Here is a 19,599-nt window from a genome sequence, read left to right as displayed (position 1 = left end):
TTCCCATAATTTGTCCAAGGACCATTGTCTGATGTAATTACTACAAGAGTATTGTTAATTCCTAAGCCTCTACTTGGCAATATATTATCCTTCATCCAAATGGTTGTGGGGAGATATATGCTTGTTTGCCGGTACCATAGCCGAATGCTGAATACCTCCGGTCGCTGCCTGTCGCTACGCCTCGCTGTCGGATGCCACGTCTCGCTGCCGGTTTGCCGGTTGTTTTCCGTTGCTGCCGGTCGGGACTTTTGGGCCGGAGCGTGGATTGAAAACAGAGGAGGTGCCGCAGCAATGCGACACCTCCGTACGTGCAGGTCCTGTAAGCCGGGTTCTGTTCCCGGGGCGAACCCCGGGTCCCTGTCATTTATCTAGGACGACAGTCTCCTGCCGCCTCAAGCAACCTACCCCCCGGCATCGGGCGAGCAACCCTTGATTGCCGGTATACACGGTCTTGCAACCCATGGGACGTACTGCCGGGTGACATTGCTGCCCCCGCGGTGGGCTCTTACCCCGCCTTTTCACCCTTACCCGCCGGAATTCCGAAAATCCCCTGCGGGCGGTTGTTTTCTGTTACGCTACCACAACCTCACGGCTGTCAGGTCGTTAGCCTGCGTGGCGCTCTGCGTTGCCCGGACTTTCCTCTCCCGGCCCGTGGCCGGCAGCGACAGAGCGGACCTGCGGGGCAAAGATAGGCAATAAATCGCTAAAACCGACCGCGAAGCGGGGGAAACTTCACGTTTCCTTCGGGGGAAGGGTCCCCGGGGCGAATCCGCCGTCACGGCCCGGATGCCGTGGCGGCGGAGATTCCGGTTGGCGGCCCGGGGCAAATGCCTGTCGGAGAGTCGTCAAAGTATCTTCTTCAGCCACCGGAAGCCTTTGTAGGGCGGGTAGCGGAACGGCAGGTCGGGGCGTGTCGGGGCTGCGACCACGCTGCGGCGGTGGGAGAAGGCATCGAAGCTGTCGCGGCCGTGGTAGCGGCCCATGCCCGAGTTGCCCACGCCGCCGAACGGCAGGTTGTCGTTGGCGATATGTACGATCACGTCGTTGAGACAGGCGCCGCCCGAAGAGGTGTGCAGCAGGACTTCGCGGCCCGTCTTTTCGGGTCCGAAGAAGTAGAGCGCCAGTGGTTTCTCCCGGTTGTTGACAAAAGCCACGGCTTCGCGGAGATCGTCGAAGGGCAGCATCGGCAGGATCGGGCCGAAGATCTCCTCCTGCATCACGGGGGCGTCGGGTGCGACCTCCGCGAGCAGTGTGGGTTCGATGTAGCGGTCCGCCGCATCCGTGCGGCCGCCGATCACGACCTTGCCCTGCTGCAGGTATCCGGCCACGCGTTCGAAGGCACGGTCGTTGACCAGCCGGACATAGTTGGGGCTTTGCTGCGCGTCGTTGCCGTGAAGCCTCTTCAGAGCGCGTTCGAAGGCCCGGGTGAATGTCTCTTGCAGGGAGCGATGGATCAGCAGATAGTCGGGAGCGATGCAGGTCTGCCCGGCGTTGAGGGTCTTGCCCCAGGCGATGCGGCGTGCCGCGATCTCGATGTCGGCCCCGCGTTCCACGATGCAGGGGCTTTTGCCGCCCAGTTCCAGCACGACGGGCGTGAGGTTTTTCGCCGCCGCAGCCATCACGATGCGTCCCAGCGCGGGGCTTCCCGTGAAGAAGATCACGTCCCAGCGCATGTCGAACAGTTGGGTGTTGACCTCCCGGCCGCCCTGTACGACGGCGATGTACTCCTCGTCGAAAATCTCGGCGATCATCTCCCCGACGCATGCGGCGACATGCGGGGTGTAGGGCGAGGGTTTGAGCAGGGCCGTGCAGCCCGCCGAGATGGCTCCGACCAGCGGATTGAGCAGCAGCTGCACGGGGTAGTTCCACGGCGCGACGATGAGCGCCTGCCCGAGCGGTTCGGAGAGTATCCGGCTTTTTGCGGGCTGGAGTTTGAACGGTGTGGAGCGCGATTCGGGGCGCATCCAGCTGCCGAGGTGGCGCAGGTGGTTGCGGATTTCGCCCCGGATGATGCCGATTTCGGTGAGGAAGGCCTCCTCGGGGGATTTCCGCAGGTCCGCCCACAGGGCATCGCACAGCCTTTTCTCCCAGTTTGTGAGTGCTGCGTCCAGACGCCGGAGCATCGTGCGGCGGAATGCTTCGGGGAGCGTTGTTCCCGAGCGGAAGCAGGTCTTCTGGGCCGCCGCAAGGGCCGTAATGCGTGCGGCAGGGGTGTTTTCGAGAGTCATAGGACGTTATTCTGGTGTTGTGACGGAAATCCGAGCTAAGCCGCTGCCACACTGCGGCGCGGTTATTTCTCGCGGAAGATGTTCAGGTGGGCCAGCAGCGGATTGCGGCGGTCGAGCACGACGAATTCGAGCAGCAGCAGCACGAGCGCCGCGATGAGCAGGTATTGGTACTGCTCGTTGAACTCCTCGAAACGGACCATCGAAAGCTCGGTCTGCTCCATCTCGTTGATGGCCTTGAAGATCTCGTCCAGACCGATCGACTGTTTCGACGAACGGACGTAGGCGCCTCCCGTGATGTCGGCGATCCGGGCCAGCATCTCCTCGTTGAGCTTCGAGACGACCATTTCGCCCGCCTCGTCCTTGATGAATTCGCCGTCGATCTGAATCGGGGCTCCTTCGGGTGTTCCGATACCGATGGTGAAGATCCGGACGCCCATCTGTGCGGCGCGCTCGGCGACGGCGATGGCGTCGTCGTCGTGGTTCTCACCGTCGGTGATGAGGACGATGACTCGGCCGTGGTTCTGCTCCGTGTCGCCCGAGAAGGCAAGCAGAGCCTGTTCCAGCGCCTTGCCGATGGCCGTGCCCTGCACCGATACCAGCGACGGGTCGATCCGCCGGGCGAAAGCCCGGGCCATGCGGTAGTCCGAGGTGATCGGCAGCTGGACCTTGGGTTCGCCCGCGAAGACGACCAGTCCCACGCGATCCTGCTGCAAGCCCTCGAAGAGTTTGCCGATGGCGTATTTGGTCCGTTCAAGGCGGTTGGGTTCGAAATCTTCGGCCAGCATCGAGTTCGAAACGTCGACCGTGAGCATCATTTCGATGCCCCGGGCCTTCTCCTCGCGGAGCTTCGACCCCAACTGCGGGCGAGCCGCCGCCAGGATGACCAGCGTTGCGGCGCTGCAGAAAAGGATGAACCGGAAGGCCATGCGTCCGGTCGAGACATCGGGCATCAGCTCTTCCAGAATGCCCGGGTGGCCGAAGCGTGCGAGCCGTTTGCGGCGGTTGCGGGCCGCCAGCCAGTAGAGGGCGACGAGCGCCGGGACGGCCAGCAGCAGCCAGAGATATTGCGGATTTGCGAAACGGAACATAATTCATGCGGACCCGACGGATTGTATCCTGTTTTTTGCCCATATTCAACCCGCCGGGTCTGCGTTGGGGCACGGCACGTGCCCGTTGAATACCGACATTTCCTCCTGAATTTGCCCTTGGGGCAAAGGGAGGACTTTGCCCGGGGTTCGGAATCGCCGTTCCGTCAGGGTATTCGCTTCAGTACGAGGTGCGCAAGCAGGAACTCTGCGAACAGCAGTCCCAGTGCGGCCAGCACCCACGTGAGGAAGAGCTCGTGGTAGGAGATGTGCTCCGTCACCTCGATCCTGCTCTTTTCGAGCTGGTTGATCTCGTCGTAGACGGCCTTCAGCTTGTCCTTGTCCGTGGCGCGGAAGTAGCGGCCTCCGGTCATGTCGGAGATCGCTTTCAGCACCTTTTCGTCGATTTCCACCTTCTGGTTGACAAACGTCAGATTGCCGAACATGTCGATGTACGGATAGGGAGCCATGCCTTCGGTACCCACGCCGATCGTGTAGACGCGAATGCCCTGTGCCTTGGCGATTTCGGCGGCGGTCATCGGGGCGATCTGTCCCTGATTGTTCACGCCGTCGGTCAGCAGGATGATGACCTTCGATTTGGCATCGCTCTCGCGCAGGCGGTTGATCGCCGTTGCGAGTCCGTTGCCGATGGCCGTTCCATCCTCGATCAGTCCGCTGCGTATGCGGGCCAGAAGGGTTTGCAACGTGCTCTGATCGGTGGTCAGAGGGCTTTGCGTGAAGGCCTCGCCGGCGAAGGCCACCAGTCCGATGCGGTCGCCGTAGCGGTCGGCGATGAACGATCCGGCCACCTCCTTGGCGGCCGTGATGCGGTCGGGTTTGAAGTCGCGGGCCAGCATCGAGCCGGAGACGTCGATGACCAGCATGATGTCGATGCCCTCGGTGTTGGTGCGGACGTTCTGTTCGACGTCCTGCGGGCGGGCCAGTGCCACGACGAGCAGTGCGAAGGCTGCCGCGCGCAGCACGAAGGGCAGGTGGCGCAGGTAGTAGCGCACGGTCCGGGGTGCGCGCACGACGCCGGCGATGCTCGAAATCTGGATCGAGGCCCCGCCCTGCAACGTCCGCCAGACGTAGTAGCCGATCATCGGCACAAGCAGCGTCAGCAGCCAGAGATAATATGGTGAAGCAAAATGCATAGTCGTTTACGTTTTACCAGTTTTTCGTTCCGCGGACCACCACGCCCTGTTTCTCCTTGAGTTTCTCCTGGGTCTTGTCTTCCTGAGCCTGGATGGCGTCGAGCATCTGCTGCTGTTCCTGCGGCGAGATGCCCGAAGGCGTCGGCTGTCCCTGCTGCTCGCCCTGGTCTCCCTTGTCGTTCCGGCCCTCCTGCGGGTCCTGCTTCCGATCGCCCTGCCGCTCCTCGGGATCGCCTTTCTGATCCTTCGGGTTGCCGTTCTGATCGGGGTTTTGCTGGCTCTGGTCGTTTTGGTCCTTGTTCTGGTTCTGGTCCTTGTTCTGATCCTGATTTTGGTTGCCTCCGCCGCCGTTCTTGTTCTCGTCGAGCAGCCGCTTGGTGTAGGCGTAGTTGTACTTGGCCTCCATGTCCGAGGGGTTCAGGCGCAGCGACTGCTTGTAGCTTTCGAGCGCCTCCTGATACTTCTGCTGTTTGAACTGTGCGTTGCCGAGGTTGTAGAATGCTTCGGCACGCTCCGTGTCCGCACGCAGCGAGTCGGCCGCAGCCTGCTGCATGGTCTGCTCGGCACGGTCGAAGCGTTCGGACTTGTAAAGGGCGTTTCCGAGGTTGTAGATCGCTTCGAACTGCCCCGGAGACGCTTTCAGAGCCTGCTCGTAACGGCCGACCGACTGTTCGTAGTTACCCTTGTTGTACTGCCGGTTGCCTTTGCGCACCAGCGAACGTTCGGGCAACTGTTGGGCCTGCACTCCGGAGGCGGCGAAGAGGAACGGAATGATATATAGTAACTTGTACATCGTTCTTGCGTTTATTTTTGCTTCAGGGGCTCTTCCTCTTCGGGAACTTCCTCCTCAACGGATTTTGTCTCCTCGACGAAGTAGTAGGCCTTGAGGTAGTCGGCTTCGTTCTGCTCGGCTTCGGGCGTCGCCTTGGCGAACTTCACCAGGTCGGCGTCGCGCAGAATCGCCGTCAGATCCATCCGAGCCTTGTCGGGCAACTCCTCCGGACGCATCGCCTCGATGATCTCGTCGGAGGTCATCTCCATGGCGCCGAAGCCCCAGCGGGCGGCGATATAGGTGCGCAGGATGTCCGTAAGTCCCGAATAGTACTGTTTGTGCCTGTTGTTCTGCCACAGTTTCTGGTTGTGGAGCGCTTCGAGCGCCTGAATGGCCGCCACGTGCGGCGGCAGCGGCGGGGCGGGTTTGAACAGGTCGCCGAATCCCTTGCCGCGACTGGCGAGGTAACGCTTGAACGCATAGCCGGCCGCGAGCAGCATCAGGAGGAAGAGCATGCCCCACTTGACGTATCCGCTCACCTCGCGGAAGCGGAACGGCAGATCCTTCTGGGCTTTCAGGTCGTAGATCGACTGCGAGGTGGAGTCGATCTGGAACGTTGCAACCTCCAGATAGACCGAATCGGTGCTTCGGAGCGTGTCGAGGATGTTCTTGTCGGCGTAGAGCACCTGCGCCGCGCCGAGGTTGTATTTGCCCTCGTCAAAGGCCGCCAGCCGGTAACGCTTGCGCAGTTTCAGCCGCCGACCGTCGCGTTCGAGCGTGTCGACCGGGCAGTTCTCGACCAGCTCGATCTTGCCGTCGTGGGGGTCGAATACGGGGAACTCCACGACCTGGACCAGATCCTTCTCCACGTCGATGACGTAATCGAAGCGGTCGCCAATCATGATGCTGTCGGGTTCTACGCGTGCCGTGACCGTGGGTGTCTCCTGCGCCCGGGCTGCGAGCCCCGCGAAAAGAAGCGCTATTGCAAAGAGTCGTTTCATCGCTGTTTGAACAGTTTTATCAATTCGGCCACATAGTCGCCGTCGGTCGAGATCATCGCCGTGTCGATGCGGTTGTGCTTGAGCGTGGCGTCTATCTCGCTGCTGCGCTGCTGCCACGAGGCGGCGTAATGCTCCCTCACGGCCCGCGACGAGGTGTCGACCCAGACTTTGCGGCCGCTTTCGGCGTCCTTCAGCTCGACGATACCCACATCGGGCAGTTCCGTCTCGCGGGGATCGTAGACGCGGATGCCCACCAGGTCGTGCTTGCTCCCGGCGATCTTCAGTGCGTCGTCCAGCGCCGGCTTGTCTCCGGTCGGGTCCATGAAGTCGGAGAGGATGAAGGTCGTGCAGCGCTTCTTGTTGACGTTCGTCAGGAAACGCACCGGCTCCGAGAGTTTCGTGCCCGCGGATTCGGGGCGGAAGCCGATCAGTTCGCGGATGATCATCAGAACATGGCTGCGGCCCTTTTTCGGGGGGATGAACTTCTCGACCCGGTCCGAAAAGAAGATGCAGCCCACCTTGTCGTTGTTCTGCGCGGCGGAGAAGGCCAGCACGGCGGCGATTTCGGTGATGATGTTCTTTTTCAGCCGGTTGGTCGACCCGAACATGCGCGAGGCCGACACGTCGACCAGCAGCATCATCGTCAGTTCGCGTTCCTCCTCGTAGACCTTGATGTGGGGTTTGCGCGAGCGGGCCGTGACGTTCCAGTCGATGTCCCGCACGTCGTCGCCCGCACGGTACTCCCGCACTTCGGAAAACGACATGCCCCGCCCGCGGAAAGCCGTGTGGTACTTTCCGGCGAAGATCTCGTTCGACAGACCGCGGGTCTTGATCTCGATCTTGCGGACGCGTCTGAGAATATCGTTCTCGGTCTCCTGCATCGTTAGGGTACGATTACGTTGTTGAGAATGTCGGTGATGATCTCCTCGGAGGTGATGTTTTCGGCCTCGGCCTCGTAGGTCAGCCCGATGCGGTGGCGCAGCACGTCGTGGCAGACGGCGCGCACGTCCTCGGGGATGACGTAGCCGCGGCGGCGGATGAAGGCATAGGCCCGTGCGGCCTTGGCCAGCGAGATCGACGCACGGGGCGAACCGCCGTAGGCGATCAGATTCTGCAGTTTCTGGAGGTTGTACTCCGCGGGTTCGCGTGTGGCGAAGATGATGTCGATGATGTATTTCTCGATTTTTTCGTCCATGTAGACGTCCTCGACGACCTTGCGGGCCTTGACGATGTCCTCGGGGGTGATGACCTTGTTCACCTCGGGCATGCCGGCTCCCGAGAGGTTCATGCGCACGATGTCGCGCTCCTCCTGCTTCTTGGGATAGGAGATCTTGGCCTTGAGCATGAAACGGTCGACCTGCGCCTCGGGCAGCGGATAGGTTCCCTCCTGCTCCAGCGGGTTCTGCGTGGCCAGCACGAGGAAGGGCTGCGGCAGCGGGTAGGTGTTGTCGCCGATGGTCACCTGCCGCTCCTGCATGGCCTCCAGAAGTGCCGACTGCACTTTGGCCGGGGAGCGGTTGATTTCATCGGCCAGGACGAAGTTGGCGAAGATCGGACCCTTGCGCACGACGAAATCCTCGTTCTTCTGCGAGTAGATCAGCGTACCGATCAGGTCGGCGGGCAGCAGGTCGGGGGTGAACTGGATGCGCGAGAATCCGGCATCCACGGCCTTGGCCAGCGTGGTGATGGCCAGCGTCTTGGCCAGTCCCGGCACGCCTTCCAGAAGGATGTGGCCGTTGGACAGCAGGCCGATCAGCAGGGTGTCCACTAGATGGCCCTGGCCCACGATGACCTTTCCCATTTCGTTGCGGAGCGTATCGACGAAAACGGATTCGCGTTCGATGCGCTCGTTGAGTTCCTTGATGTTGATGACTTCGCTCATTGTATTTGTCTTGTTATTTCGTTTGTTATTCCAATTTTGTTTTTCCAACGTTTTTTCGCCGAAATTATTGCAAATTTAATAAAATAAAACGGGGAAAAGGCTTCGGGTTCACCGTTTTTTTCCATCTTGTTGCCCCTGAACCCTCAATCCCGATTTTTCGTGGGGAAATTCCGCCTTTTCGGGCTGTGGACGGCACCGGTTCGGGTCGAATCCTGCACTTCGGGATCGCTCGCAGTCGGGCGCCGGTTGCGGATTGCCGCTCGGGGATCGGGGCGCTGCCGCGGGGCAAAATTTTCCGAAATCGGCGGAGCTTTGTCCGAAGGGCGTGCAAAAAAGTATTAACTTTGCGGTCATGGAATCCAAAGAATCACCTATATTGAAAGGGCTGAACCCCGCCCAGCGGGATGCCGTGGTCAATTACGACTCGCCGTCGCTCATCATCGCGGGTGCGGGGTCGGGCAAGACCCGCGTGCTGACCTCGCGCATCGCATACATGATCGAGCAGGGAATCAAGCCCTGGAACATCCTGGCCCTGACCTTTACGAACAAGGCCGCCGAGTCGATGCGCGAACGCATCGCGCAGATGCTGCCCGACGACCGCAGCCGCTACATCCGCATGGGAACGTTCCACTCGGTCTTTTCGCGTATCCTGCGGGAGAACGCCGAGCGGATCGGTTTCACCGACTCGTTCACGATCTACGAACCTTCGGACTGCAAAAACCTGCTGAAGACCATCGTCCGGGAGTTGAACCTTCCGGACGAGAAGTACAAGCCCAATGTGCTCTCGTCGCGTATCTCCTACGCCAAGAACTGCCTTGTGACGCCGGGGGCCTATCTGGCCAACTCGACCTGCGCGGCCGAGGACCGGCAGGCCCAGATCCCCGAATTCGGCAACATCTACAACATCTACTGCCAGCGCTGCAAACGCAACGGCGCGATGGACTTCGACGATTTGCTCTTGCAGACCAACATCCTGTTGCGGGATTGCCCCGACGTGCTGGCCCGCTATCAGGAGCAGTTCCAATACATTCTGGTCGACGAGTATCAGGACACCAACTATGCGCAGTACACGATCATCCGCCGCCTGTCGCAGACCCACTCGAAGGTTTGTGTCGTGGGCGACGACGCACAGTCGATCTATTCGTTCCGCGGGGCCAAGATCGAGAACATCCTCTCCTTCAAGAAGGACTATCCCTCGGCGATGGTTTTCAAGCTGGAGCAGAACTACCGCTCGACGCAGACGATCGTCGACGCGGCCAACTCGGTGATCGTCCGCAACTCGAAGCGCATGGAGAAGCATTGTTTCTCGGAGGGCGACGTGGGCGACAAAATCCGCATTCTGAAAGCATATACCGACCGTGAGGAGGCCGAAATGGTCGTTACGGATCTGCGCGACAAGGTCCGCGCGGCGGGCGACGAATGGTCGGAGGCGGTGATTCTCTACCGGACGAACAACCAGTCGGCCGTGCTGGAGGACAACCTCCGCCGCCGGGGCATTCCCTACCGCATCTACAAGGGTTCGTCGTTCTACGACCACAAGGAGATCCGCGACATGATGGCCTATATCCGGCTGGTGATCAACCCCCGCGACGACGAGGCGTTCAAACGCATCGTCAACTATCCGGCCCGCGGTATCGGGGACACGACCGTGCAGCGCATTGCGCTGCTGGCCGCCGAGCGGGGTGTCTCGATGTGGGAGGCGGTCGATACGCTGGTTGCCGAACCGGTCACGGATCCCGTGCAGCGCACCATCGCACGCAAGGTGGCGGATTTCGTGGCGATGATCCGCGCCCTGTCGCTGGCCCGCCACGACAAGAGCCTTTACGATTTCGGCATGGAGATCGCCTCGCGGTCGGGCATCATCGCGGCCTACCGTGCCGAGAACACCCCCGAGGCCACTTCGGCCCTGGACAACATCGAGGAGTTGCTGAACTCGATGCAGGAGTTCAAGGAGCGCGTCGACGCCGAAATCCGGGGCGGCGAGCGTCCCGCGGAGGAGGAGGCCTCGATCGAGGAGTGGCTGCAGAACATGATGCTGATGACCGACATGGATCAGGACGATCCCGACAGCAGGAACAAGGTGACGCTGATGACGGTCCATTCGGCCAAGGGGCTTGAATATAAATATGTGTATATCGTGGGCCTGGAAGAGAACCTCTTCCCTTCGCAGCGGGCCGCCGAGTCGCCCGACGGGGTCGAGGAGGAGCGCCGCCTGTTCTACGTGGCCCTGACCCGCGCCAAGGTTTCGGCAACGATCTCCTATGCCGAGATGCGCTTCAAGTGGGGCAATATGGAGTTTTCACGCCCGAGCTGCTTCCTGCGCGAGATCGACCCCCGATACATCGAGTCGGACGCCGATTTCACTGAGACACGTCCGCAGCGTCGGCCCGGCGACAACGGCCCGGCGGCCATCGACGAACTGCGCCGCCGCTTCGACTACCGTTTCCAGCAGAAGCAGCAGAAGCAGCAGGGCGACGGGCGTTTCGGCCGTCCGGCTGACGGCGAATCGGGTTCTGCGCGTCGTTTTGCGCGGACGACGGAGTCCCGGCGTCCGGCGGCGGCTCCCGATCCGGCGCTTGTGCGCAGCCCCCGGGCTTCGACCGACGGCATGCGCCGTGTCGGCGTGCGGCAGGTGACGGACGGCGGTCTGCCCTCCGGGGACCGGGCGGCCGTGAGCGGCGAATACGTCGTGGGACAGCGCGTCGAACATCCGATGTTCGGCGTGGGCATCGTGCAGCGCATCGAGACGCTGGCCTCGGACCACAAACTGGTGGTGGCTTTCGACAATGCGGGCGAAAAGACCCTGCTGGCCAAATTTGCGAAACTGACCAAACTCTGACCGCTATGGAGAATCCGCTCGTTTCGGTCTGCATGACCACCTATAACCACGAAGCCTACATCGCCCGGGCCATCGAAAGCGTGCTGGAGCAGCAGACCTCGTTCGGGGTCGAGTTGGTCGTGGGGGAGGATTGCAGTACGGACGGCACGGCGGCGATCTGCCGCGAATACGCCGCCAAACACCCGGATCGCATCCGGCTGGTGACCTCGCCGGAGAATGTCGGCTGGCGGGCCAACTACCGGCGGACGTTCGAGGCCTGCCGCGGGAAATATGTGGCCTACCTCGACGGCGACGACTGGTGGTGCGATCCCCGGAAACTGCAGATGCAGGTCGATCTGATGGAGTCGGATCCCGGGTGCGGCATGTGCTATACGCGTGCCTCGAACTACTGGCAGGCCACGGACCGCACGGAACCCGACCACCCGGACCATTACACCGATTTTGCGCACCTGCTGTGCCGCCTGACCATCGCCAACTGCGCGACGCTGGCCCGCCGGGAGTTGATCGCACGGTATTACGCCGAGATTCATCCCGAGGAGCATCCCGAATGGAAGACCGACGACGCTCCGATGTGGCTCTGGTTCTCGGTGTGCAGCCGGATCCGCTACCTGTCCGGCATCACGGCCGTGCACCGGCGTCTGCCCGACAGCGTGAGCCACAGCACGGCCTACCGGAAGCGGATCGCCTTCTGCGATTCGCTGATGGACATAAGCCTCTGGTTCGATGCCCGCTACGGCATGGGCCGCAATCGTTTCCGCATTCTCCGGCGGCGCAGTGCGGTGGCGCTGTGGGTTCTTTCGTGGGAGGGTTCGGTTGGCGAGTATGGGACGCGCTGGCGGCACGATGTCGCGGCCTGCCCGCGCCTGTTGTTCTGTCCCGAAGGGGCGGGACTGCTGGTGAAAAAGATTCTTTTCCGACGTAAAAAAACGCATTTATGACGACCAAACAACGTTACGACGGCGTGATTGCCTGGTTCTCCGAACATATGCCCGTGGCCGAAAGTGAGTTGCACTATGCGAATCCCTATCAGCTGCTGGTGGCGGTGATCCTCTCGGCGCAGTGCACCGACAAACGGGTCAACATGACGACCCCGGCGCTGTTTGAAGCCTTTCCCACGCCCTACCACATGGCGCAGGCCTCGGCCGAGGAGATTTATCCCTACATCCGGAGCATCTCCTACCCGAACAACAAGGCCAAAAATCTTGCGGGCATGGCCCGGATGCTCTGCGAGGAGTTCGGCGGTGAAGTTCCGGCCGACCTGGAGCAGATGCAGCGCCTGCCCGGTGTGGGGCGCAAGACGGCCAATGTGCTGGGAGCCGTGCTGTGGCAGAAGGAGGTGATGCCGGTCGATACGCACGTTTTCCGCGTCTCGGAGCGCATCGGGCTGACGACACGTTCGAAAACCCCGTTGCAGACGGAGCTGACCCTCGAAAAGAATATCCCCGGCCATCTGCTGCCCCTGGCGCACCACTGGCTGATCCTCCACGGGCGTTATGTCTGCGTGGCCCGCACCCCCAAATGCGACGAATGCGGCATTGCGACCTGGTGCCGCAAATACGCCGCCGACCGCCGCCGGGCCGAAAAAAACGAAGAGCGCACCTGATCCGCTGTCCGCCTTTTGCGGCTTCCGCCGCCTCCCTCCGTCCTTGGACCTCCTTTGGGACGCTCTTCTGCTGCGCTTGGATTGTGCTTTCGTGCCCTTGTTTTGCTGCATGTTCGGCAGGTTTGGCGGCGCGGATTTGTTATATTCCCCTTTTTTTGTATCTTTGGTGCCGTAACGGTTCCTTTGGGTGGCCGGAGCGTTCTGCCGAACGGTCCGCAACCCGGTTTTGGAACTGTCCTGCATTTTATTTTGTATTTTTGTATCGTTCGCCAATGCGGACCAACCCGAATGGAGTTATCGAAAGAACATATCGAACGTCTGCGGGAGATGCTCGCCCGGCCCGGGCAGCGCATCGTCGTCGTCTCCCACACCAATCCCGACGGTGACGCCGTCGGATCGTCGCTCGCATGGGCCGAGATCCTGCGGACGATGGGGCACACGGTGACCTGTGTCGTGCCCAATAAATACCCCTATTTCCTTGACTGGATGCCCGGCATCGACGAGGTGGTGATCTTCAAGACCGATACCGAAGGGCGTGCCGTGCGCGCCATTGCGGAGGCCGACATGATCTGCTGTCTCGATTTCAACGCCGTGTCGCGGCTCGAAATCCTCCGCGACACCATCGAGGCCAACACCACGGCCCGCCGTGTACTGATCGACCATCACCTCTCGCCCGACACGGGGTTCGACCTGATGTTCTCGTATCCCGATTCGTCGAGCACGTGTTTTCTGGTGTACAGCATCGTCGAGGCGATGTGCGGCACCGGGGCGATCACTCGGCGCATGGCCGAGTCGCTCTATGTGGGCATGATGACCGATACGGGCAATTTCGCCTTTTCGTTCCTCACCCCGGAGTTGTTCCGTGCCGTGGCCGTGCTGCTCGAAAAGGGGATCTCGATCCCCGAGATCCACAACAACGTCTACAACGCCTATACCGAAGGCCGCGCGCGGCTGTTCGGCTATGCCATCAACCGCAAAATGGAGGTGATTCAGGACGGGACGGTGGCCTATATGTCCCTGCAGGAGAATGAGATGCGCCGCTTTCAGTTCCAGCAGGGCGACAGCGAGGGATTTGTCAACTACGCCCTCACGATCCAGAAGGTCAAGATGTCGGCCATGTTCCTCGCCCACCGCAAGTTCATCCGCGTGTCGCTGCGTTCGCGGGGCGACGTCGACGTCAACCTCTTCGCCCGGAAGTATTTCGGCGGCGGCGGCCACAAGAACGCCGCAGGGGGCAAGTCATTCGTCTCGATGCAGGAGACCATCGATCATTACATCCGTTCGGTCCGGGAATTCGCCGACGAAGGCCATCTGGGCTGACGCCCTCCCGCGCATCCGCTTCCGTGCAGGCCGCGACCGGACCTGTGCCTCCGGCGTGGTGGGTCGCCGGCTTCGTGCGTATCCCGTCCAAACCCTCTGCCCGGCCTTTTGCTCCTCCTGCCGGTTGTCGGGCGGATGGTTTGTCGCGGAATGGAAGACCGGGATCTTGTTGCGGTCGCTTTAGAGTTTCGGCAGCTCCGGATTCTCGTGCTCGGAGTAGCGGAGCACCCGTTCGCGAATGAAGTCTGCGAAATCGCTGGCCTCTTCGTGGGTAAGGGTCTCGGGATAGCTCATCAGCACCAGCCGGTGGGGATGGAACGGCTTCCGGAACGAGGGGTGGATGTATGTATAGGGATTGGCGATGAAGCCCAGCCGCTGGTAGAAATGCTGGCGGCGGATCGAGATCTCATCCTCCGGTGGGTCGATCTCCAGAATAACCCGCCGCCCTTCGCAAAAGGCCGCGATGGCTTTTGAACCCATGTTCTGTCCCCGCAGGCGAGGCAGGATGGCCAGATGCTCGACATAGCGGTAATTCCCGGCGTTCCAGTGGAAGAGGATGCCGATGAACTCATCGCCGCGCCAGATTCCGTCGGCCTCGAAATACGGATCGTCGAAGGCGCGATCGTACCCCGTGCCGTCCCAGCGTTCGCAGGCGGGAAAGGAGGCTTCGTAAAGAGCCCATGCTTCGGCCCAGCCCTTGTCCGAGCGTGATTTGAAGGGGATAAATTGCAGTTGCTGTGGCATGATTTCCAATTTTCGGCAAGATACGGCAAATTTCGCATAAAACCCAATTTTCGCATCCGCCGCCCGCCTGCCTATCCATCCGCCCGTCTATCCGTCTACCCGGCCGGGCGATGTGTTGCGGGCGGCCGCGTAAGTCCGGACGATCCGCAGCAAAAAGACGGGAATGGGGTTCTGCTGTCGCCGGGACGAGCTCGAGCATGGGGAGGGCGATAAACGAAAAACCGCGTCAAACTTTCGTTTAACGCGGTTTTCAGTGCCCAGGACAAGACTCGAACTTGCACGAACGTAATTGTTCACTACCCCCTCAAAGTAGCGTGTCTACCAATTTCACCACCTGGGCATTGCTCTCCCGAATCAACTTTCGGGAGTGCAAATATAGACACTATTTTGCGATTCGCAAAATTTTTGCGTAAAAAACGAAAAAATTTACATGGCGACCACCGCCGAACGGAGAGAGCGGTCGCGGAATGCCTTATTTGAGCTTCATCTCCTTGAGCAGATAGCCCGCACCGCCGACCCGGTCCACGACGAACAGCACGTAGCGGATGTCCACGGCGATGTTGCGGCAGACGGCCGGATCGAAGGCGATGTCGCTCATCGTCGAGCGCCACGTGCGGTCGAAGTTGATGCCGATGAGTTCGCCTGCGGCATTCAGCACCGGAGATCCCGAATTGCCGCCCGTGGTGTGGTTCGTCGCCAGGAAGCAGACCGGCACGGTCCTGCGGCCGTCGGTCGTCGTGCCCCAGCGGCCGTAGTCCTTCGAGGCGTAGAGATCGCGCAGCGACTGCGGAATGTCGTAGTCGTAAATTTCGGGATTGTCCTTGGCGATGATGCCGTCGAGTGTCGTCTGCGGCTTGTGGTATTCGCCGTCGGCATACTCGTATCCGGCCACCGAGCCGTAGGACACGCGGAGCGTCAGGTTGGCGTCGGGGTAGAAAGCCCGCTCGTGGTCCCATTCGCGCAGCCCCTTGATGTAGTTGGTGTAGAGCCGGTTGAGAATTGTGCTGTTGAGGTTGCGCAGTGATTTGGTTCCCAGCATCCACACGATGTGGTCGAGCATGCGTTTGGTCTCCTTGCGCAGTTGGACTGCGGGCTGCATGGCCACGCTGTCGCTGCCCTCCCATACGGGTTCGAAAAGGGCATCGGCATAGGCCTCCGGCGTCCGGTAACGCGCCAATCCTTCGGCCAGGGCCGGGATGCGGTAGGCCTGCGGACAGCGGTCGTATTCGCGGAAAGCCTGACGCCAGAGCGCCTGCTCGGTCTCCTTGCGCCGGGCGAAGCACGCTTCGGCGCGTTCTTCGGGGGTGTAGGCCGCCGGCAGCGTTGCGAGCGTTTCTCGGGTGATCTCATAGGCGAAATAGGCGTCCATGATCCGGGCGTACTCGGCGCGCAGGCCCTCTACGATGCCGGCGTATTCGGGACGCTCCTCGGCCCACCGTTCGAATTGCATCTCGTAGTCTGATTTTGCGGCGACGGTGCCGCGGCGGTTGATGCCCAGCGCCTCGCCCTGCCATTTTTTCCAGGCATTGGCGATCGAGGCGTGCTTGGCGGCGTAGTGGATGCGCAGCGCGGGGTCGGACTCCTGCGCTTTGGAGATGATGTCGAGCCGGCCCGTGCGGATGGCGATCTTGGCCGGATCGGAGCGCTCGGCGATGTAGGCCACGGCGTCGGAGAGGATGTACTGCTGCGTGTTGCCCGGGAAGCCGTAGATCATCGTGAAGTCGCCCTCCCGAACTCCTTTCGTGGAGATCGGGAAATACTTTTTCGGCCGGTAGGGGACATTTTGGGGCGAGTAGGCCGCCGGGCGGTTGTCCTTCGACGCGTAGATGCGGAATATCGAGAAGTCGCCCGTGTGTCGGGGCCAGATCCAGTTGTCGGTGTCTCCGCCGAACTTGCCGATCGACGAGGGTGGAGCAGCCACCAGACGCACGTCGTCGAACTGTTCGTAGACGAATAGGAACTGCTGGTTGCCGTAGTACATCTGTTCGATCGAGGCCTTGTAGCCCGGTCCTTCGGCCTGGGCCTTTTCGATGATGCGTGCGGCCGTCTCGCCCGCGGCAATCCGGTCGGTCACCTCCTCCATGCGGACGAGGAAGCGGACCCAGAGTTTTTCGTTGGGCAGTTCCTCGCTCCGGGACATGGCCCAGAAGCCGTTGGTCAGGTAGTCGTGCTCGACGGTCGAATGTTTCTGGATGGCGTCGTAACCGCAGTGGTGGTTGGTGAGCAGCAGGCCTTCGGACGAGATGAGTTCGCCCGTACAGCCGCCGTCGAAGAGTACGACGGCGTCTTTCATCGAGGCCTTGTTGATCGAGTAGATGTCTTCGGCCGTGAGGCGGAAGCCTTTTGCGCGCATGTCGTCGATGCGTTCGGAAATCAGGCTCGGGAGCCACATGCCCTCGTCGGCCAGTGCAGGCAGTAGGGCGAGGGCGGCGAGCAGGGTCAGTAGGGTGCGTTTCATGGATTCAAAAATTTATCTAATTCGGTGTATACTTTCTGGATGGGCAGTCCCATGACGTTGTAGAACGAGCCTTCGATGCGTTCGATGGCGGCATAGCCGATCCATTCCTGAATGCCGTATGCCCCGGCCTTGTCGAAGGGCTGGAAGGTGTCGATATAGTGGTCGATCTCCTCGTCGGAGAGGATGCGGAACCATACCTGGGTCTGCGACGTGAAGCGGGTCATCCGTGTGGCGGAGCGCAGGGTGACGCCTGTCGTGACCAGATGGCGGGCTCCCGAGAGGATTTTCAGCATGCGGCGGGCGTCGTCCCGGTCGCGGGGTTTGCCGAGAATCTCCCCGCCGTGCCATCTCTGACCTTCGGGCGTTTCCCGAAACTCGCCGTTCGCCACTACGACGGTGTCGGCCGTGAGCAGAATGTCGTTTTCGCGCAGCGGAACCGGGTAGGCCTTGCTTTTGAGCGTCGAGAGATACTCCGAGACGGCGATGAGCGGCAAGTCGTCGGGATAGGTCTCCTCGCAGTCGAATTTCTCGGCCGGCACGTACGGCAATCCGCATCCGGTCATCAGTTCCCTGCGCCGCGGCGACTGCGAGGCCAGCAGCAGACGGTAGGGTTTGAGTTTGTCGTTGAGCAGCATCAGCGTATGTCGAAATTTAAGAGTTCGCGTTCTTCGAGTGTGGCGTGCAGCGTGTCGCCCGGGCGTATCGGCCCCACGCCGGCAGGCGTTCCGGTGTAGATCAGGTCGCCCATGCGCAGGGTCATGTATCGCGACACCGAGGCGATGATCCGGTTGACCGTGAAGAGCATCTCCGCCGTGTCGCCCCGCTGGCGGCACTCCCCGTTCACGTCGAGCGTGAAGTGCAGCCGCTGCACGTCGCCGCCCAGCTCCCGCAGGGCGATGAATTCCGGCGAGATGGCCGCTGAACGGTCGAAAGCCTTGCAGCTCTCCCACGGAAGCCCCTCGGCGATGGCCCGCCGCTGCAGGTCGCGGGCCGTGAAGTCGATGCCCAGCCCTACCTCGTCGTAATAGCGGTGGGCGAAACGCTCGGCGATGGCCTTGCCCACGCGGTTGATCCGCACCACCAGTTCGCATTCGTAGTGCACCTCCTGCGAGAACGAGGGGATATAAAACGGGTCGTTGTTGCGCAGCAGCGCCGTGTCGGGCTTGAGGAAGAATATCGGTTCCTCGGGGAGCCGCCCGCTGTCGTTGAGCTGTTCGTGCAGCTCGGCGGCATGTTTGGCGTAGTTGCGGCCGATGCAGATGATTTTCATTATTCGAGTCGTTTCAGCAATTTTGGGTTGTCTTTCCGTGCCGCGCGACCGACGGCCTGTGCCGTTTCTGACGGCCGTCGGTGCTGCCGGAACTCCGGCGTTCCTTAATTATTGGGCTTCAAGTTCCTCCACCATCCGTTTGGCGAAGCGTTCGCTGGCTCCCGGTCCGCCGATAATCGCCTGCAGTTCGTCGAAATCGGCACACATGGTCTCGCGCCTGCTTCCGCCGCGCAGAATCGCCCGCAGTTCGCGTTCGGCGCGTTCGATCGAGTAGTCCGACTGGATGATCTCGGCGACGGCCTCGCGCCCGAGGTTGAGGTTTACGAGCGACACCCACGGCACCTTCAGCACATAGGGCCGCAGCCATACCTGCCACCACACCGTGCGGTAGACCACCACCTCGGGGATCCCCAGCAGGGCGGTTTCGAGTGTTGCCGTGCCCGACGTGACGACAGCCGCCTCGGCGGCCGCCAGCGTCTCGTAGGTCTGGTCGCAGACATAGCGGATGTCGCTTCCGGCGATGTATTGTTCGTAAAGCGCCCGGTCGAGCCATGCGACGCCCGCCACCACGAACTGGTGCTCGGGGAATTTTCGCGACAGAGCGGCCATCAATGGCAGGTTGTCGCGGATCTCACCCCTGCGGCTTCCGGCCAGCAGGGCGACGATCGGGCGTTGGTCGAGGGCGTTGCGGCGGCGGAACTCCCCGGGTGTCGGGAGCGTCGCCCGCCGGGCCTGAATGGCGTCGACGAGCGGGTTGCCTTCGAAGACGGGTTCGATGCCGTGTTTCGGGAAATAGGTCCGCTCGAAGGGGAAGATGATGAACAGACGGTCGACGTAACGGCGGATCGCCTTCACGCGCCATTCGCGCCACGCCCAGACCTTCGGGGCGATGTAATAGAACGTGCGTATGCCGTGCTCTTTGGCCCAGCGGGCCATCTTCATGTTGAAGCCCGGGTAGTCAACCAGAATCAGCACGTCGGGGGCAAACTCCGCCACATCGGCCTGACATTCGCGCATCTGCCGCCGGATGGTCCCGAGGTTTTTCAGCACCTGCACGATGCCGAAGAACGAGGTGTCCCGATAATGCTTCCGCAGGTTGGCTTCGCCGCCGGCTGCGGCCATGCAGTCCCCGCCCCAGAAGCGGAATTCCGCCCCGGGGTCGGCTTTTTGTAGTCCTTTGATCAGGTTTGCGCCGTGCAGGTCGCCCGACGGCTCCCCGGCGATGAGGTAGTAACGCATGGCT

At 61.4% G+C, this 19,599-nt stretch carries 16 protein-coding genes, 1 tRNA gene and 1 other RNA gene; 4 read left to right on the top strand and 14 right to left on the bottom strand.

The window, feature by feature from the left end; all coding sequences use genetic code 11:
- Positions 1-304: 304 nt before the first annotated feature.
- From rnpB to QZ460_RS04775, 8 genes are all read right to left on the bottom strand, one after another.
- Positions 305-681, bottom strand: an RNA gene (gene rnpB, locus QZ460_RS04810) — RNase P RNA component class A.
- A 164-nt stretch (positions 682-845) separates the two neighbouring features.
- Positions 846-2,228: an aldehyde dehydrogenase gene (locus QZ460_RS04805; RefSeq protein WP_290540449.1), complete on the bottom strand. Its 1,383-nt coding sequence runs from the start codon at positions 2,226-2,228 to the stop codon at positions 846-848.
- 62 nt (positions 2,229-2,290) lie between these two features.
- Positions 2,291-3,316 (bottom strand): VWA domain-containing protein, encoded by a 1,026-nt coding sequence (locus QZ460_RS04800; RefSeq protein WP_290540448.1) that lies wholly within the window; start codon positions 3,314-3,316, stop codon positions 2,291-2,293.
- 164 nt (positions 3,317-3,480) lie between these two features.
- Complete coding sequence (locus tag QZ460_RS04795; RefSeq protein ID WP_290540447.1) at positions 3,481-4,467, bottom strand: VWA domain-containing protein; 987 nt, start codon at positions 4,465-4,467, stop codon at positions 3,481-3,483.
- Between the two features lie 13 nt (positions 4,468-4,480).
- The gene (locus QZ460_RS04790) at positions 4,481-5,260 is read right to left on the bottom strand and encodes a tetratricopeptide repeat protein (protein ID WP_290540446.1); all 780 of its coding nucleotides are present in this window, start codon (positions 5,258-5,260) and stop codon (positions 4,481-4,483) included.
- A gap of 11 nt (positions 5,261-5,271) precedes the next feature.
- Positions 5,272-6,240 carry a hypothetical protein gene (locus QZ460_RS04785; RefSeq protein WP_290540445.1) on the bottom strand — a complete coding sequence of 323 codons (969 nt, stop codon included), beginning with the start codon at positions 6,238-6,240 and terminating at the stop codon, positions 5,272-5,274.
- The gene (locus QZ460_RS04780; protein ID WP_290540444.1) at positions 6,237-7,121 is read right to left on the bottom strand and encodes a DUF58 domain-containing protein; all 885 of its coding nucleotides are present in this window, start codon (positions 7,119-7,121) and stop codon (positions 6,237-6,239) included. Before QZ460_RS04780 ends, QZ460_RS04785 begins: the two co-directional genes overlap by 4 nt.
- A gap of 2 nt (positions 7,122-7,123) precedes the next feature.
- Positions 7,124-8,122: an AAA family ATPase gene (locus QZ460_RS04775; protein ID WP_290540443.1), complete on the bottom strand. Its 999-nt coding sequence runs from the start codon at positions 8,120-8,122 to the stop codon at positions 7,124-7,126.
- A 352-nt stretch (positions 8,123-8,474) separates the two neighbouring features.
- On the opposite strand from QZ460_RS04775, the gene QZ460_RS04770 reads away from it, so the two are divergent.
- From QZ460_RS04770 to QZ460_RS04755, 4 genes are all read left to right on the top strand, one after another.
- Positions 8,475-10,961 carry an ATP-dependent helicase gene (locus QZ460_RS04770; protein ID WP_290540442.1) on the top strand — a complete coding sequence of 829 codons (2,487 nt, stop codon included), beginning with the start codon at positions 8,475-8,477 and terminating at the stop codon, positions 10,959-10,961.
- Positions 10,962-10,966: 5 nt separating this feature from the next.
- On the top strand, positions 10,967-11,899 hold the full coding sequence (locus tag QZ460_RS04765; RefSeq protein WP_290540441.1) for a glycosyltransferase: 933 nt from the start codon (positions 10,967-10,969) through the stop codon (positions 11,897-11,899).
- Positions 11,896-12,564 (top strand): endonuclease III, encoded by a 669-nt coding sequence (nth, locus tag QZ460_RS04760; protein WP_290540440.1) that lies wholly within the window; start codon positions 11,896-11,898, stop codon positions 12,562-12,564. Before QZ460_RS04765 ends, nth begins: the two co-directional genes overlap by 4 nt.
- Before the next feature lie 288 nt (positions 12,565-12,852).
- Complete coding sequence (locus QZ460_RS04755; protein ID WP_290540439.1) at positions 12,853-13,884, top strand: DHH family phosphoesterase; 1,032 nt, start codon at positions 12,853-12,855, stop codon at positions 13,882-13,884.
- A 180-nt stretch (positions 13,885-14,064) separates the two neighbouring features.
- Here QZ460_RS04755 and QZ460_RS04750 read toward each other — a convergent pair whose 3' ends face one another.
- From QZ460_RS04750 to lpxB, 6 genes are all read right to left on the bottom strand, one after another.
- Positions 14,065-14,628 (bottom strand): GNAT family N-acetyltransferase, encoded by a 564-nt coding sequence (locus tag QZ460_RS04750; protein ID WP_290540438.1) that lies wholly within the window; start codon positions 14,626-14,628, stop codon positions 14,065-14,067.
- 254 nt (positions 14,629-14,882) lie between these two features.
- Positions 14,883-14,968, bottom strand: a tRNA-Leu gene (locus QZ460_RS04745).
- 132 nt (positions 14,969-15,100) lie between these two features.
- A complete protein-coding gene (locus tag QZ460_RS04740; protein WP_290540437.1) occupies positions 15,101-17,086 on the bottom strand; it encodes a S46 family peptidase in 1,986 nt (661 codons plus the stop codon).
- Complete coding sequence (locus QZ460_RS04735) at positions 17,083-17,721, bottom strand: Maf family protein (protein WP_290540436.1); 639 nt, start codon at positions 17,719-17,721, stop codon at positions 17,083-17,085. The genes QZ460_RS04740 and QZ460_RS04735 overlap by 4 nt, the downstream gene beginning before the upstream one ends.
- Positions 17,721-18,356 (bottom strand): fumarylacetoacetate hydrolase family protein, encoded by a 636-nt coding sequence (locus QZ460_RS04730; RefSeq protein ID WP_290540435.1) that lies wholly within the window; start codon positions 18,354-18,356, stop codon positions 17,721-17,723. Before QZ460_RS04730 ends, QZ460_RS04735 begins: the two co-directional genes overlap by 1 nt.
- Positions 18,357-18,464: 108 nt before the next feature.
- On the bottom strand, positions 18,465-19,595 hold the full coding sequence (gene lpxB / locus QZ460_RS04725; protein ID WP_290540434.1) for a lipid-A-disaccharide synthase: 1,131 nt from the start codon (positions 19,593-19,595) through the stop codon (positions 18,465-18,467).
- Between the last annotated feature and the right edge of the window lie 4 nt (positions 19,596-19,599).

Origin of the sequence: Alistipes sp. (genome assembly GCF_020026455.1) — a bacterium.
Classification (GTDB): domain Bacteria; phylum Bacteroidota; class Bacteroidia; order Bacteroidales; family Rikenellaceae; genus Alistipes.
This window is presented reverse-complemented; position numbering and strand designations above follow the sequence as displayed.